This is a genomic window from Thalassoglobus sp. JC818 (genome assembly GCF_040717535.1).
Taxonomy (GTDB): Bacteria; Planctomycetota; Planctomycetia; order Planctomycetales; family Planctomycetaceae; genus Thalassoglobus.
Genome location: NZ_JBFEFI010000002.1, coordinates 633,457 through 649,858, shown reverse-complemented (window position 1 = coordinate 649,858; position 16,402 = coordinate 633,457). Strand labels below are relative to the sequence as shown.

General features: G+C 53.5%; 14 protein-coding genes. 6 read left to right on the top strand and 8 right to left on the bottom strand.

The genetic code is table 11. The features are described 5' to 3' along the window. Positions 1-58 precede the first annotated feature (58 nt). Entirely contained in the window at positions 59-979 is a 921-nt protein-coding gene (locus tag AB1L42_RS06970) for an aminotransferase class IV (RefSeq protein WP_367052824.1), read from the top strand. Between the two features lie 30 nt (positions 980-1,009). Here the strand turns inward: AB1L42_RS06970 and AB1L42_RS06965 are convergent, their stop codons facing one another. Then, positions 1,010-1,588: a sigma-70 family RNA polymerase sigma factor gene (locus AB1L42_RS06965; RefSeq protein WP_367052822.1), complete on the bottom strand. Its 579-nt coding sequence runs from the start codon at positions 1,586-1,588 to the stop codon at positions 1,010-1,012. A gap of 466 nt (positions 1,589-2,054) precedes the next feature. Here AB1L42_RS06965 and AB1L42_RS06960 point away from each other — a divergent pair, with 466 nt between their 5' ends. The 3 genes from AB1L42_RS06960 (at position 2,055) to AB1L42_RS06950 (ending at position 5,861) form a co-directional block, all read left to right on the top strand. After that, positions 2,055-3,386: a reverse transcriptase domain-containing protein gene (locus AB1L42_RS06960; protein ID WP_367052820.1), complete on the top strand. Its 1,332-nt coding sequence runs from the start codon at positions 2,055-2,057 to the stop codon at positions 3,384-3,386. Between the two features lie 117 nt (positions 3,387-3,503). Continuing rightward, the gene (locus tag AB1L42_RS06955) at positions 3,504-4,376 is read left to right on the top strand and encodes a hypothetical protein (protein ID WP_367052818.1); all 873 of its coding nucleotides are present in this window, start codon (positions 3,504-3,506) and stop codon (positions 4,374-4,376) included. A 132-nt stretch (positions 4,377-4,508) separates the two neighbouring features. Continuing rightward, positions 4,509-5,861 carry a sulfatase gene (locus AB1L42_RS06950; protein WP_367052816.1) on the top strand — a complete coding sequence of 451 codons (1,353 nt, stop codon included), beginning with the start codon at positions 4,509-4,511 and terminating at the stop codon, positions 5,859-5,861. Here AB1L42_RS06950 and AB1L42_RS06945 read toward each other — a convergent pair. The 6 genes from AB1L42_RS06945 to AB1L42_RS06920 form a co-directional block, all read right to left on the bottom strand. Then, positions 5,809-6,762: a phytoene/squalene synthase family protein gene (locus tag AB1L42_RS06945; RefSeq protein ID WP_367052815.1), complete on the bottom strand. Its 954-nt coding sequence runs from the start codon at positions 6,760-6,762 to the stop codon at positions 5,809-5,811. The two genes, AB1L42_RS06950 and AB1L42_RS06945, sit on opposite strands and share 53 nt — an antisense overlap. After that, a complete protein-coding gene (locus tag AB1L42_RS06940) occupies positions 6,759-7,613 on the bottom strand; it encodes an alpha/beta hydrolase fold domain-containing protein (RefSeq protein ID WP_367052814.1) in 855 nt (284 codons plus the stop codon). The genes AB1L42_RS06945 and AB1L42_RS06940 overlap by 4 nt, the downstream gene beginning before the upstream one ends. A gap of 140 nt (positions 7,614-7,753) precedes the next feature. Continuing rightward, positions 7,754-9,115, bottom strand: a complete 1,362-nt coding sequence (locus tag AB1L42_RS06935; protein ID WP_367052812.1) for an ABC transporter permease — start codon at positions 9,113-9,115, stop codon at positions 7,754-7,756. Beyond that, a complete protein-coding gene (locus AB1L42_RS06930) occupies positions 9,112-9,783 on the bottom strand; it encodes an ABC transporter ATP-binding protein (RefSeq protein WP_367052810.1) in 672 nt (223 codons plus the stop codon). Before AB1L42_RS06930 ends, AB1L42_RS06935 begins: the two co-directional genes overlap by 4 nt. 225 nt (positions 9,784-10,008) lie before the next feature. Then, positions 10,009-11,454, bottom strand: coding sequence for an MATE family efflux transporter (locus AB1L42_RS06925; protein ID WP_367052808.1), 1,446 nt, complete (start codon positions 11,452-11,454; stop codon positions 10,009-10,011). A gap of 92 nt (positions 11,455-11,546) precedes the next feature. Beyond that, positions 11,547-11,894: an ArsC family (seleno)protein gene (locus AB1L42_RS06920; RefSeq protein WP_367052806.1), complete on the bottom strand. Its 348-nt coding sequence runs from the start codon at positions 11,892-11,894 to the stop codon at positions 11,547-11,549. A gap of 195 nt (positions 11,895-12,089) precedes the next feature. Between AB1L42_RS06920 and AB1L42_RS06915 the strand changes: the two genes are divergently transcribed. Then, positions 12,090-12,863, top strand: a complete 774-nt coding sequence (locus AB1L42_RS06915; RefSeq protein ID WP_367052804.1) for a VIT1/CCC1 transporter family protein — start codon at positions 12,090-12,092, stop codon at positions 12,861-12,863. A 19-nt stretch (positions 12,864-12,882) separates the two neighbouring features. Here the strand turns inward: AB1L42_RS06915 and AB1L42_RS06910 are convergent, their stop codons facing one another. Continuing rightward, positions 12,883-13,935, bottom strand: a complete 1,053-nt coding sequence (locus AB1L42_RS06910) for a hypothetical protein (RefSeq protein ID WP_367052802.1) — start codon at positions 13,933-13,935, stop codon at positions 12,883-12,885. 452 nt (positions 13,936-14,387) lie between these two features. Here AB1L42_RS06910 and AB1L42_RS06905 point away from each other — a divergent pair, with 452 nt between their 5' ends. Then, complete coding sequence (locus AB1L42_RS06905) at positions 14,388-16,316, top strand: hypothetical protein (RefSeq protein WP_367052799.1); 1,929 nt, start codon at positions 14,388-14,390, stop codon at positions 16,314-16,316. The last annotated feature ends 86 nt before the right edge of the window (positions 16,317-16,402 follow it).

Here is a 16,402-nt window from a genome sequence, read left to right as displayed (position 1 = left end):
GAGTACACTTTCCGGGTCATCATTTTCACTCGCTCAAGTATCTCACCCTCGTTCGCCAATGCAAGGACAAACCCCGATCTGCTACCTCGACGGAGAAGTGATTCCGTTCGCAGATGCCAAGCTTCCCATCTATGACCTCGGAGTCATGCAGGGAGCGACGGTCACGGAACGCCTGCGGACTGTGAGACACGTCCCCTATCTCGTCCGAGAGCATCTGCTCCGCATGCAAGAATCACTGCGACTCGCAGAGTTTCCAATTCCAGAGTCCCTCTCTTCGACTGGCGATGTCATTCAGCACATCGCCGAGACGAATACCCGCTTGATTCCGACAGAGTCTGACTTATCAATCGTCGTCTTTGTCACAGCCGGACAGGCGATTGGAGATGCCAACGAGATGATCGCGAGCAGTCATCCGACCGTTTGTGTTTACTCAGCGCCGCTTCCTCTCAAGAAATGGGGAAGCTGGCATCGAGATGGAATTCACCTGGTGATCCCCGATCGACGGCAAATCCCGATCGAGTGCCTCGATCCTCGCATCAAAATGCGGAGCCGGTTGCATTGGATGCTCGCAGACCAAGCAGCACGCAAAGTCGATCCCCAAGCGGTGGCATTGCTACTGAATCTCGGAGGAAAACTCACCGAAACCAGTAGCGGAAACCTGTTTGTGGTGCGGGATAATCAACTCAAAAGTCCCCCCAAGGAACAGACGTTGAACGGCATTAGCCAGCAAGTTGTCGTCGAGCTTTGCGGCCGCTTGGGTTTGGAATTCTCATTCGAGGAACTTAGCCCAGCTGATTTGACCGACGCTGATGAAGCATTTGTGACTTCGTCGACGTATTGCCTCGTCCCGGTCCGGGCAGTCAATTCGGTGGAGTGTTTTTCGTCAATTCCGGGACCTGTGACACTCCGGATCCAGAAAGAATGGAGCCAGCAAATCGGCCTCGATTTCGTATCGCAATGCGATTCGGCGAGTTCGTGATGTCGACAATGACCGCAGAGGAATCCTGACTCAGGAGTCGCTGGCGACTTTAAGCTGTTTCATCCGTTCGCGTGCCCGGTGAAGTGTTGGCCCGACGGAATTCTCGGGGATTCCCAACTCGTTGCTGATTTCGCGGTACGTTTTTCCGTCGATGTGGTAAAGCCTGACAATGCTCGCTTCCGACGATGGTAGCTGCGCGATTAAGACTCGAACTTCTTCAGAATCGGAGAGCCGTTGAACATGGTCTGCTCCGCCCTGATCGAGAGAGGACTGATGAGCATTCACATGCCCCATGGCCTCGAGCTGCTTCCTCTTGACCAGCGATTTGACAACGATTCGTCGGGAGACGACGACGAGATAAGAAGCGAGCGAAGACTTTCCGCGAAAGTGTCGAAGAACAGCGAATTCGTTCTTGAGGAGCGTGAGAAAGATTTCGGAGCACAAATCGTCGATGTCATCTTGCGTTAACCGGACACTTCGAGCGTGAGCGGTATGAGAGATGACATGCACGAACGTTCCCAGAAAACGATCAACAAATTCCTCCCACGCACCCGCTTCCCGTTCGAGACACCGCGTTAGAATCTGACGATCTGTTTCAATGAAAGGCACCTGTTCGTTCCCATTTGGGGAAATGGTTGGCTCCGTCTGCCCCGCAGAATCCCTTATCGGCCATTCTACGCGTCGACCTGAAAAACGACAACAGCGACATTTTGTCCACTACGATCATCAAGGTGAGCCGGAAAACTTCGCGTATCTATATTCGTCCACGTTGACTCCGGTGTTGACGCACTCTAACTCGTCTCACCATAATCCCATACAACTTTGATGGTCTGATGGTCGCACAAGCCTTGTCCGTTGGACACTGCGGGGTTACCCCGCGGGAGAAGCGTTGTTCCCTATTCGATGGATGAAGGTTCTCAACGCCAAGCAAGTTTGCGTTCAGAACCTTCGCCACAGGATGCGTTGTGCGGCCAACAGACCATCTTTCCTCTTTAGAGAACCTGATCGTTTCGATACGTCTTCGAAGGATCACTCACAGAATCCGAATCGGCCGCACGCAGGATTGAATTGAAGCATGGGATGGTTCGATTTCCTCCGGAAAATCTTCGGGTTCGGTCGCGCGGAATCCACACAATCCACACAAACTGTCGTCGAGGCTCCCGCTCCGCAGACTGCTCCTCCGCAAGCTTCGGAGCCGGTCGAAAAACGAGAGCCGAAGCCGCGGCCCAGCAACAATGAGCCTCGACCGGATGTGCATCTTCGGGCTTTGGATTATGTCCCGAGCACAGTTCCGACTCCACCGGATCGCGAGATCGTCTCCGAAAAGCCGTATCGGTTTGCCGTCCCTGCCCCCAGAACTGGCGAGTTTCTGGACCTCAGCCGCGACAGCGATGAACGCTGGCTCGAGTATTACGGACTCCCTCGTCTGAAAACACCGGACGATCTCGCCGACTGGTTGGGCGTGACGACGGGCACCCTCGCATGGCTGACACATCGTTTTCGCGAAGGACATCGTCCGACAGACGCGCACGACAGTCACTATCACTATAGTTGGATCGCGAAGCGTTCCGAAGGTTGGAGGCTCATTGAAGCCCCCAAGTCGAAACTCAAAGAAGTCCAGACGAAAATTCTTCGCGGGATTCTCGACTCCGTACCTGCCCACTCATCCGCTCATGGTTTCGTGCCGGGGCGGTCCATTGTTTCGAATGCCACCCCGCATACCGGAAGCAAATTCATTTTGAAGATGGATCTCGAAGACTTCTATCCGTCGGTGAAGTACTCGCGCGTCGTCGCAATTTACCGAAGTCTCGGATTCAGTCGGGAAGTCAGTTTGTGGTTAGCCCGCCTGAGCGTCTCTGCCCTGCCGTGGAGCCTCAAGTCTCCAGTCGCTGCCCACGAATATGTGACTTACACCGCTCATCATTTGCCTCAAGGGGCACCCACTTCCCCGGCACTGGCCAACCTTTCGGCATACGGCCTCGACATTCGACTGGCTGGAATGGCGAATGCCTATCGAATTCGATACACGCGGTACGCAGACGACCTCACGTTTTCCGGCCCTGGTCTTTCGATTCCCGCGTTGAACGAATTCATTCCGCTCACAAAGAAGATCATCCGTGAAGAACGTTTCTCGATGAATCGTCGGAAGCTGAAAGTGATTCGCAACTCTCAACGTCAAACCGTGACGGGAGTCGTAGTCAACGAGAAACCGAACGTCTCGCGGAAAGAGTTCGATCAGGTGAAAGCGATTTTGTACAATTGCATCAAACATGGCCCGCAATCACAGAATCGTGCAGAGATCGTAAACTTTGCGGAACACCTTCGCGGACGGATCGCACATATCTCTCAGTTGAACCCACGGCGGGGAGCGAAACTTATGCGAATGTACAGCCAGATCGGCTGGTGATCAGACTCGGCGGAGAACTTTGCACCATCGACGACGGAATCGTTCGCGGCAAATCGTCGCTTGCTGAAAGGCTCACCAGTTTGAGGCAGATGATCGGAAAGGACTCGCGGCCACAGCATGACTGTCAGTGACAACCCCTTCGAAACTCCGTCACCACGAGGAATTCGACTCGTGCAGGCGACGCTGCGAGTGACGTTGGCGTTGCAATGCTGGGGATACGCTGCCCAAAGAATTCATCATCACTCGGATTATGTACTGACAAACCTTCTTGCTCAGGCAAAAAACTGGGATGTCGATCGAATTCAACAAGTGAACGACGTCACTGCCTACGTCCTCATCGTCAGCGGATTGCTGATTCTCGTTCGACCGATTTGGCTTGTTCTGCTTCCGCTCGCAGGTTGGCAGACCGGAATGGCTGTCGCTGCCGTCGTGACGGGAACCGGTGCAGTTTCCGCTCTCGAACCAGCCATCCAGGCTGTCCGCTACATATTACCGACCGCGTTGCTTCTGGTGGACTTCTGGCCTCCGAAAGTGAAACCGGGACTGGCTGTCTGCCTGTCATCAATCGGGTTACTCCGTTTTGCAATTGCAGCGACGTTCATCGGACAGGGACTGCTTGCGCTCTATGAATTTCAACGGGGTGGAAACCTCGTCGACCTGATCAGCCTCACAGCCCAGAACTTCTTCGGAAGAGAGCTAGCGAGTGAACAGGCCCAGAACTTATTGGCAATCGTGGGCGCGGTTGATGTTGCGATCGCGGTTGCGCTGTTAAGTTCGAGGAACCGGCTGGTCGCCCTATTCGCAGTTCTTTGGGGACTGGCGACGGCGTTCAGCCACACCGTTGCATTCGGGATTGACGGTTATCCCGCAACACTCGTCCGAGCAGCGGACGTCGGCGCCGTTCTCACCGTGCTGATCTTCTGGATTGTGGCCGTCGAAGAACAAGCTGCACGGATTCTGCCAGAGGTCGAAGACGAAGACCTCCCGTGAGTGAAGGTTCGTTTTCCAACCGGGATGCTCTCCTGCGTCGGACTGTTGGATTGAGCTGACGGCTCAACTATGCTGAAGCGATCGTTGATACGTCTTTCACTCTCCAACTCTCCCTGTTCCTAGGAACTGTACATGTCAGTACCTCGCTGCCTTGGCTTACTCTCCCTGCTGCTTTTCGCGTTTCCAGTTCAAGCCTGGTCCGCCCCGCCGAATGTTGTTCTGATCATTTCTGATGACCAGGCGTGGGGAGACTACGGCTTCATGGGTCATGAAGCGATTCAAACTCCTCATCTGGACAAACTCGCCCGAGAGTCACGCACCTTTACTCGTGGCTATGTGCCTGACAGCTTGTGTCGACCGTCTCTGGTGACAATTGTCACGGGACGTTATCCGCATGAACACGGTGTCGTCGGCAACGATCCGCCTCCTCCAGCGGAACTTGCAGGCGAATCAAAGCGAACGATCACTGCCGATCCTCGTTATCTGCCAATTCGAAATCAGTACATCGAACACATTGATGACGAGACCACACTCGCTGATTACCTTCACGAGAATCTTGGGTACACATCTCACCAGTCCGGAAAATGGTGGGAAGGTCATTTCTCACGCGGTGGATTCACACAGGGGATGACCCACGGAGACCGAACCAAAGGGGGACGGCATGGCGATCTGGGACTGAAGATTGGCCGCGAAGGGATGGAGCCGGTCCTGAATTACATCGACGAAGCTGTCGATAGTGAGACTCCTTTTTTCGTCTATTACGCTCCGTTTCTGCCCCACACACCACACAATCCTCCGAAGCGATTGCTCGACAAATACACCGACAAAACGCCTCATCTGCCGGTTGCCAAGTACTGGGCGATGTGCGAATGGTTCGACGAGACGTGCGGAGAACTCTTGAATCATCTCGAAGAGAAAAAAGTCGCTGACAACACGATCGTGCTGTACGTGACCGACAACGGCTGGATCAATGAAACCGAACGAAGCGCCTACGCTCCTCGCTCAAAACGGTCTCAGTACGAAGGCGGGATCAGAACCCCGATCATGATTCGCTGGAGAGACAAAGTCACTCCGAAGATGGACACCACTCACCTCGCCAGCTCAATCGATCTCGTTCCGACCGTTCTCTCAGCTGTCGGGATCGATGTTCCAAAGTCGCTCGACGGAATTGACCTTCTGGATGAAAAGGCTGTCGAAGAACGCGATGCAATCTTCGGCGAAATCCTCGAACATGACATCCGCCACATGACCGATCCGGTGGCCAGCCTTCGCTATCGATGGATTATTGAAGGGGACTGGAAGCTGATCGTTCCACACAAACCGGTTGAGACAGACGGAAAGACAGAACTCTTCAACCTCGCTGATGACCCGCACGAAGAACACAATCTGGCCAAAGACAATCCCGAGCTGGTGAAACGTCTTCGTCGGCGAATTAATCGCTGGTGGAAAGTGAATTCGCAGGCTGCTGCAACTCAGGGATCGTAAACTTCACCGGCAAGCTGAGCAGAGATCGCATCGCAACCGACCATTTTTTCCAGCGACTCAATCGAACGCGTTCGGAGAAAACGTCGTAGTTGCGGTGTTCGATCTCGTGAAGCAACTCGCTGTAGGTTCCGAAGAATCCCTGCAGAATGCGTCGTCCGTCTGGAGAAACACATTCCAGAAGCGGAAGAGCCTTGCGGTAATAGCTCCAAGCCCGTTCAACTTCAAATTCCATGAGTTGTTTGAAGGAACGATTCTGCGCCTGCTGGACTAAATCGTCTGGCGTATAGTCAAACTGTTCCAGATCTTCGATTGGAAGATAAAGCCGACCACGTTCGGAGTCTTCGGAGAGGTCGCGAAGAATGTTAGTGAGCTGAAACGCCGTCCCGCAATCGATGGCAAACTGTTCAGCATCTTGACCGCTGTATCCCCAAATCCCGATACAGCACAGCCCGACCGCCCCGGCAACCTGATAACAATAGTGCTCCAGTTCGTCGAATGTTTGAAAACGTCGCGGAACAAGGTCCGATTCCACTCCGTCGATCACGTCGAGAAATCGCTCCAAGGGGATTTGTTTTCGTGCAGCGACATCTGTGAGAGCAGAAAGAATCGGTTCACTCGAGGTGCCTGTTTCGAACGCCTCGTGAACTTGAGCTCTCCATTCTTGCAGCTTTTGACGACGGAGATCTAATTCGAGAGTTTCGTCGTCACCAATGTTATCGGTGACGCGCATGAACGAGTAGAGCACACACATTTCTCGAAACATTGGCCGCGGCAGAGAGAGGAACGCGCAGTAGAAATTGCTTCCGCTGTTGCGGGCCAAACGTTCACAGTGCCGATAGGCTGTTTCGAGTTGGTTCGAATTCAAATGGATGAACAATTCTGTGCGGCGTGCGGGAATCACTCCGACTCAATATAGCCAAGCGACTTCAAGAACTCGTCCATCCCAGCGACGGTCTTCTCATAGTTTTCACCGTTTCCTCGGCCTTGATTGAAGAATCCGTGCGGTTCGCCTTCGAAGAGCATCAGCTCACTGCGACTCCCAACCTCTTCCATTGCCTGCTGAAACGCTTTCGCTGTGGAAACGGGAATCAATTTGTCTTCTGTCCCGAGAAAAACGATCGCTGGCGGCATGCCTGTTCGAATGTTGTGCAGGGGAGAAATTTCCAGGTAACGGTCTTTAACGCGTTCGTATCCATAGCCGTCCGGACCGTTGTCGTAGACGGGATTGAACAACACCAACGCGTTCGGAACACAACTGACCGATGTGTCTTCACCAGGTTCATTGAGTTCAGGAACAGTCGCCACTGCCGCAGCAACATGTCCCCCGGCAGACCCGCCACCGGCGGCGATTCGGTCGGGATCGATGTTTAGCTCTTCAGCGTGCGACCGCACCCATCGCATGGCCGATTTGCCGTCCTGGACACATTGAAACGGTGTCGATTGATTTCGACTCTTCACCCGATAGTCCGCAGATATGGCGACCACTCCCTGGTCAGCCAGATGGCGGCATTGTGTATAAAACTGCGACGGGGAACCGCCGTTCCACCCACCGCCAAAGAAAAAGACGATCGCTGGTCGCGGATCATCTGACGGTGCAGGCTCAAAGATGTGGAGTGACAACTCGACGTCGTCTACAGTCTTGTAAACCTGTTGGCGATCAGGTTCCGGTTTCTGATTCGTTTCAGAATCCTGCGCCGAAACGACGCTACTGAATGTCGCCAGGATGGCGAGAAGAAAGAGTCGGTACTTCATGATTGATGCCGCTCGAATTTGCAGTTTTCTCAAAGAACAAAAAGGGATCATATGTCCCCAGACCGACCCTTGGAAGGCAGTCGACAAACTGGAGCGACACGTGTCGTGGTTCATTCGAATCTTGTTCACCACGATTGTTGTCAGGAGTTCTGAAGCCCCTCTGCGACATCGGTTCGATAAGCAGTTAACCCGGGCAGAATTCCAATCAGCGTTGCCATGACAATCAAGATTGGAATCACGATGAATTCCGTTGTCGTGAAAGCACGTGGATCGATCAACAAGCCGCTTCGAGCTTCGATGATGGGTGCCGCAACGAAAACGATGGCGTGACCGAGAATCAGCCCGCCGATTCCTCCAATGAGACACAGCAGAAGTGACTCTACGAGGATCAGCGAAAAGACCGTTTGCCGACGTGCACCCAGTGCTCGCATGACCGCGATTTCACGGCGTCGATCGGACATCGAATTGTAAATGCTCACAAAGATGCCGATGCCGGAAACGATGATGATCAGGGCTGTCAGATAGAGAAGCGCGAGGCGAATATTGCCGACGAGGTTGCGCATCAACCGCGCCATAACCTGCACCGTATTCGCACCCTGAGCCTGAAAACCATCTTTCAACATCGTTTGCATCGACATTGTGGCATTTGCTCGCTGTAACTCATTTCCCTTCATCACGAGGAGGATGCTGGTCACCTCTTTCTGAATGTCCGGGAGCGGACCATGATCGTGATGTGCATGCTCTTCGGGGGATTCGTTTTCGTGCTTCAGAATCTCCTCAATTTCACTCTTATGCTTTTGAATGACTTCATCTTCTGTTTCACCGAAGAACTTCGCTTCACGTTCGATGGCTTCCCGGACCGGTTTGCTGTGATCCGACATCTGGAAGAACCCATCGATGTGCACGAAAACCGTGCGATCGTTGGGTGTTCCCGTCGGAGCGAGAACTCCGCGGACGGTAAACTCTTCGTCATGAACGTGATCATCCTGCCCAGCATGAATCATCTTGAACTTGGTCCCGGCAGACCATCCGTTGCGTTGGGCAACTTGCGACCCGACTACCGCATCCCATGTTCCACGCAGGCCATGTTCTTCATTTCCGATGCGAAACTTCTTCCCAGGAGCATATTCCAGCAGTAAGAACTGAGGAGTCGTCCCGACGATCGGAAAATCGCCGACTTCCGTCGTGTCGCCCAAATTCATTGGGATTGCATGTTCAACCGTTTTGTAATCCTTCAGCTCTTCGTAAAACCTCCACGGGAGATTCTCAATCGGGCGATCCATGCGATAAATCGTGCTCAACACGAGTTGCAGATCGCTCCCTTTGGGGCCGACGACCAGATCGTAGCCGCTTCCAGATTCCTGAAACATTTCCGTGATGACATTGTTGAGGATCAACACTGCCACCATCAACGCGACTCCCAGTGCAACGCTGAGGGCTGTGAGAAAAGACGGAACCCAACGCTGTTTCAGGCTCTTCAGTGCGATGGTGATGAGATTCATGCTGTCACCTCAATCTGATTGAAATTGCTGAGTTGTTCGATTCGATCGAACTGGCTCGACACCTCTTCCGAGTGAGTGACTAACATCAACGTGACTTTCTTTTCCTCACAAGTTTCACGGATGAGATCCAAAATCAGTTTCTGATTGGCGACATCGACACTTGCAGTCGGTTCGTCGGCCAACATCAGTCGAGGTCGGCTCGCCAAGGCCCGGGCAACCGAGACGCGTTGCTGTTCGCCCACCGACAATTGCATCGGACGGTGATGCATTCGATCTTTCAGGCCAACGCGTTCCATCAACTCGACGGCATGGGCCCGACTCTGCTTGCCCGCGAAAGCCATCCCAAGCAAGACATTCTCCAGTGCGGAGAACGCCGGCAGTAGGTGAAATGTTTGAAAGACGATTCCGATCCGCTCAGCACGGAAGCGGTCTCGGGCTGGTTCGGAGAGTTCCGTCACATTCACTCCACCGACGATGACTGATCCCGAATCAGGTCGTGTAATGCCAGAGATTATGTTCAGCAGCGTCGTCTTCCCTCCCCCGCTGCGACCGACGAGTGCAACCTGCTCACCTTCTGCCAGTTGGAAATGAGGAACGTTGATCACCGGAAGCAGGCCGCCTCCCGGTTCGCGATAGCTCTTCTTCAGATTCACGATTTCCAGCGACATGAGATCGAATCTTCCTAATTGCGTGAGCCAGGTTTCATGCTGCGATCGATGATTCTGTCGAACGCGCAAAACGGTTCCCGTGTGAGTGTAACGGATTGTATGGACCGATTCCTGATGGGAACAGTAATCAATCGCACGATCTCCGGAAGTCAGTGCACCTGTCTTAAACGAGTGAATAACTACGCCCAACACAGCTAATTTCGCTGAATGCTCTGACAGCCCGCGTTACGGAAGCGTGTACTCTTCCTGATGCTCGATCACCTTCATCGTTTTCCACTTTCCCTGAAGAAAACGGACGAGAAAGCCAATTCCCAGAACGATGATAAAAACTGTCGCGGCGATCCAGCACGAATACAAACTCTGACTGGTTTGAACGATCCACAGCGTCGGAAGGACCATCAGCAGCCAGCTCATCGTGACCGTATAGATCATTGAGAAACGCGTCTCACCGGCGCCGCGAATGGCTGAGCCAAACACAATCGCCATGGCATCGAAGAGTGTGTAGACCGCGACGAACCGCAGCAATTGAATCACGATCGGTTCAATTTCGGCGAACATGTCGCGTTCCTGACTATGCATGAATGGAGACAAGATCGTTTCCGGGATGGTCAGATAAATGCCTGCAAAGCCAATCATGTACAGGCCGGAAATCGCCATCGCGCCCCAGACGGTTCTCGTCGCGAGTTCGGGCCGCTGCTCGCCGACGCGACGCCCAACCAGAGTCAACACTGCCGTCCCCATCCCAAGCATCGGCACGAACGCGAGAGAGTTCAGCGTGAAAGCCAGATTGGTCGCTGCCTGTTCGAGTGTGCCGAGTCGACCAACCAGTGCTAAAAAAGCTGTGAATGCTCCGACATCGAGCACCATTTGGATGCCGTTCGGAAACCCGTAGAACAGCATTCGTCGTAAGAGAGGGGGATCGAAGCCGAACGTTTCGCCGAACGGATACGATTCTCGCCTGGCTGTCCGAATGAGCAGAACAGAGAAAACGACCACAGCTACGACCTGAGCGATGACCGTTCCCACTGCTGCTCCTCGAATTCCGAGTGCCGGAAATCCCGCAACTCCGAATATCAACAGGTAGTCGAGAACTCCGTTAAGAATCGAAGTCCCGACGTTCACATACATGACAGCGAGCGTCTCTTTCCGGGCTGCGAAGAATGACGAGAGGACGGTCGCAGCAAGCATTGGAAGAGCGGATGGGGCGACATAGCAGAAGTATTCCACTTCGAGAACCTGCACCCTCGACTCGTGCTCCATGAACGCAAACACTTCTTTCGAGAAGATCACAAACGGCAGAATGAATGCCGCGCCCAAGGTCGCGACCAGAAGTCCCTGCCAGATCGAAGAAGCGACTCGATCCTTTCGTTGCGCCCCTTCGTACTGAGCGACGAAAGCATTTGTATATCCAGCAATCCCCAGCGGGAGACTGAGAGACGTCCACAGCATCATCGAAGCGGGCATGGAGGCAGCGAGTGCATCGATATCGAGAACTGCCAGAAAAGCACGATCGACCGCATTCATCAACGACAGCGAACCTGCGCTGATGATGAGAGGAAATGCAACGTAAAGTAGCTCCCGCAGAGACCCTGCAGGCGCGGCAGCACCGTCACTATTCACGGTCTCTGTGTCCATAACATCGCGAAGTGCTGAATCATTGGACCCAGACACTGTTCATTGAATATCAGCGTGACGTTGATCGTCTCGGGAAAACTGAAGCAATTGCACTGTGAGTGCAAAACACTTGCTAACAATACCCGATGTCACTTCACCAAGGACTCTGCAAATGCCTCGTTATTGAACCCGACGTACAAGGTCTTGCCCTTGCGGACAATCGGCGATCTCAAATTTCCAGTGGGACCGAGCAAGTGCTTCTTCAGCAGCTCCTCGTCCGCACCTTTCGTTTTAAATTCGACGACCGACTTGCCGCGAGCCGCGATCACTTTCGAGACGGTCTCGACGAGTTCAAAAGCTGCTTCGGGACCGCGTCGTTCCTTGTTGGCGCTCGACGTTTCTTTCGGAACGATGGAATGCTCTTCGAGGAAGGCATCCATCTTCTTGCACGTTGTGCAGCCCGAACGACGGTAGTACCAGTCAACTTTGCTCGCCATAGCTTGGTCCAGTCCTGAGTTGCGGCGATTCCTCTCGAGAGAGCGACTTGCTCTCTTCATTTTCTCCTGCATCAGGAGGGCATCGCCAATTCTGACTCACTTCTTTGATATGGCCGAAATGATTGTTCGGTGAGTCGAAATCTGCAACAGTCAGGCAGTGAACTCACGAAAATTTGTTCGACAGGAACGCCTCGAATGGCCCGACCACCGGCACATGATTCCACAGTCCCGGAGATCCTCGCTGCGGCACACCACCCCCGGCACATCCGCAATCGACTTAGCCTTCAGAAGAACCCTTCCTATCTCAAAGACTTCATCTATGGAGCCATCGACGGTGCGGTGACCACATTCGCAGTCGTTTCAGGTGTCGCCGGCGCCGGACTGACCTCAAGCATTGTCTTGATTCTGGGCGTCGCCAATCTCATTGGAGACGGATTCAGCATGGCGGCCGGAAATTTCCTCGGCACTCAAGCAGAACTCGAACAGATGTCCAAACTTCGGCAGATGGAACAGCAACACATCAACGAAGTGCCGGATGGAGAGCGTGAAGAGATTCGCCAGATTTTCCGCGAGAAGGGATTCGAAGGAGAACTGCTCGACCGCGTCGTCGAAGTCATTACTGCGGATGACCATCGATGGATTGAGACCATGCTTCAAGAAGAACACGGAGTCTCTCTGACTCCTACATCTCCCTGGCGAGCGGCCACGACAACGTTTGTCGCTTTTCTTTTTGTGGGTGCAATCCCGCTGATCCCATTCGTGTTCTCGTTTGGAGGCAGCAACCTCATCGAAACGCCATTTCTGGCAAGCACCGTACTGACAGGGTTGGCGTTTTTCTCCGTCGGCGCATTCAAGTCGTGGTTCGTCGAACAGCACTGGTTGCGAGCGGGACTGGAAACGTTGCTCGTAGGAGGGCTAGCAGCAGGGTTGGCTTACCTCTGCGGACTGGCACTCGGAGGTTTGAAGTGACCGATTGTTGAGACAATTGTTAGTGGTTCAGTTCAACTCGGTCGATCGAGGTGACAAAGTACATCGGCTTCCCGAGTGGATCTTTCATGACTGGATCGACTTCACCGGAAACCTGTACGATCTCGCCCTCTTGAAGATTCTCCAAAGCTGGGCTCTTTGCGAGAGACAAATGGCCTGAAAACGGATCGCCCTGATCGGGACTTTCGGAGTATGTCACACCCCAGATACCAGTCGGCTTGTCGAGACTGGCGACTCCGCGAATCCAGCGAAACTTCTGTTCGTGATCGAAAACTCCCAGCTCGCCATCAGGTACTTTTTGAGCATTGAATTCCAACGGAAGCGCTTGCGGAGCACTGCCTCCACCTGACTGACTGGGTGCTGGTTGAGCGAAGGGATCGTTCAAAATCGCTCCTCGCTGCGGTGATGCCTGAACGGGCGGAATAAACTGAGGAGCATCCGCCGGAAAGCTGTTGATCTCAACCGCGTTCGACATCGGGTCGACATGAACAGGAGCACTGTTGCTTGAAGAGCGACTAACTTCTGGAGCAGGGTTGTACGGTGGAAAGTCGGTGTTGCCGAAGGCTGCGTTGCTCTCGCGAAGCGGCATCTGCACCGGTTGCATCTGGTCAACCTGTGAATGATTGGCCGGTGAAATCGGAGACTGGCTGTCCTGAAACTCGTACGTCGACGAACCCGAACTGTTCGGGTAGAAATTCGTTCCGCTCGAATTGTACTGGCCAGGCACGGGAACCTGATCGTTCGACCCGGAGTTATAAGGCGGAGCATCGGTTCCGTTGTTCGGGATGGGCTGCAAGCCTCCCGATCCTTCGTAAGTCGATCCCCCTTGTGGGACAACCAATCCGGGCGAAACGGTTCCATTCGGAACGGTCATTCCGGGCTGATATCCTGGATAACCTCCCTGATACTGCCCCCCAGGGTATGCTCCGCCGTATGGGCTGGGAGAATATCCGCCGTAGTAAGGGTTTGGACCGTAAACGCATCCCGTGAGCATTGTCAAAGTGAGACATGCAAACAGGAACGCGGAACGTATGAACAAGACCGATCGCATCATCCTTAACCTCGGTCGTGGAGGGAAAGAGAGAACAGAATTCGTCGTCAGTGGAATTCTCGTCAGTGAGGGGAGTCAATGAAGGGAGAAGTCGGGGTAACGAGCGAACCAATGGTTCCAGAGACCTCATTCCAACAAGGCCATCTGAATCAGATTCGGCCAATCCTGCCGAACTTCCAGCGAGGTTGTAACCGGACTGCTCGTTTGATGTCCAGATCGTTTTCCACGGAAAACATGCCGTCATTTGTATTTTTTGAGGATTTCAAGAGCCTTTTTCGGTCGAGACACCCACCTGACGCCCCTTGACGGTGAGTGAGAAATTTTGAGAGAACGCCGCCTCCCCTCCTTACGCTGGGCGTTCGCCCGAATGAAAACTCCCTTTTCACTCCACAATCCGCTCCGTCGCAGCACTCAGTCTCCACCGACTGGAATCTGCAAAACGATTGGGATCGAACATGACGTTCCGCCCGTATTCGACCGTCCTCATTCTGCTCGCACTCTCCATTTGTGCACCGGGATGTACGAATCTTCTCGCTCGTCGCGCTATCGTCAGCTTTGCAGAGAGCCTGCAGTCCGACGATCTCGAGCAAATTCGAGCCACAACCTCGGATCAGTTCGCGTCCAAAGCTCTGCGTAAACCAGAAGCGGTCAGCGACCTGAAGATGATGCGTGTTCCGAAAGGGGACGTCGAAATCATCAGCATGGAAGAAGTGGATGAGTCGACGAAGAAAGCGACCGTTCAGGTCGGAACAAAAGAACAGCATAAGATTGTCGACTTTCAACTTAAGCTCGATCCTGAGACCAGCAAGTGGGTCGTCGACGATGTTGTGATCGGTCAGCTTGATGATCGCGGCAAAGAGATCCGCCGATCGGTCACCGAGCAAATGGACCTTCTCTTGTCATGTCGCGAATTCATGGCTGATTGGCACGAGGGGTCACGTGAAGTCAAACTCAGCCACTGTACGGAAGACCTTCGCGCAGAACTCGATAAGCTTCCGACCACCTGGTTCAACAAGCTGACAGCAGACATTGTCGGAACCGACCGCAGAAGCTCCTTCCGACCAGATGCACGACTCAACGGCGACCGCGCTGTCGTTCGAGTTCCGCACACCGACGGAAGCCTCTTCATCGAATTCCACTCTGTCGACGGAAAATGGAAAGCTCAGAACCTTGCTGTCGAACCAAAGGACGAAGACTCCACCGGTGTTCGATCTCTCGTGAAGCTGGCAGCATCACTGAATCAAACCGCCGGGTTCCTCACAGCTTTCGCTTCGGGAGACTCGGTTGAAATCGAAGACTACTCATCGCCGAACTTTTACTCGCGATGTCTCATGTCCGGCGACTTCCAAAGAATTCCACTTCCTCTCGAAGAAGTCATCACTGCAGAATACGAATCCAAACAGTTCCAGGATCACAGCGAACTGCTTTTGGAATCAGCCAACGCCACGTACATGATTACCCTTCGTCACATTGACGTGACCGAGAAGGGAACCACAAAAACGCGAACCGAAACTCGCGTCGACGAGCTGACGATCTTCGAAGAAGACGGAAAGAGCGTGAAGAAGGTCTCTGCGATTCTGCTTTCGAACTCGGTCGTCAATCTCTTCGTCGAAGCGTTGCTTGATCGCGACTTGAAACAACTCCGACAGCTTTCGAGTAACGACTTCAACAATCGAGTCTGGAAGCGAGAAGCTGCCCGTCACTTTGTGATTCTGCCATACCCCGCAATTGATCCTGGTGACCCAAAAGTCTTTGCGACAGCGTATCGCGGTGACGTGACTGAGATCTCAGTCGAACAGGGATCAATGCCCATGACCTTCGTCCTGCGTCTCAGCGACGACATGATGGTTATCGATGACGTCATCATTCCCGATCATCGCTATCGTCCATCGCTAAAAGCGAATCTGGAACTGATGCTTCCCATCTACGAGTTCGCATCCGCGGTTCAGCAACGTGATGTCGATCGTCTGATCGAACACTCGGGAAGCAGCCTCGATCAGATCGTCTGGAAACAATTGAACTTCGTGCCTGACGTGTCACAACAACTCGTGCGACCACTGATGAGTGAAGTGGTTCGCATCCGCGTCGAAGAAGACTGGACAACCGTCCACACGAGCGATGGCGTCACGAACGCAGAGATTCGACTCGTCGCTGAAGGACAGTACTACCGCATCCATGACATCGTCGTCTCCGGCGAGAAGGATGATTCGCGACAGATGGCCTTCCTCGGAACGCTGCGATCAATGATCTCGGAAGGAATTCTGCTTCCAAACGGAGCGAAACCACGATCGATTATGCACGCCAACGTGCCGAAGGCAACGCCTGTTCAAGCGATTCAACAGACGAGCTTCGAACCGATCGAGCGAGAAGTTTACGAACAGTAACGTTCGCCACGCGAACTGGCTGTCCACCGATGTTGACAGCCATCTCGAACTTTCGCGGATCGCCGAACAAATAGGAGGATTAGAGG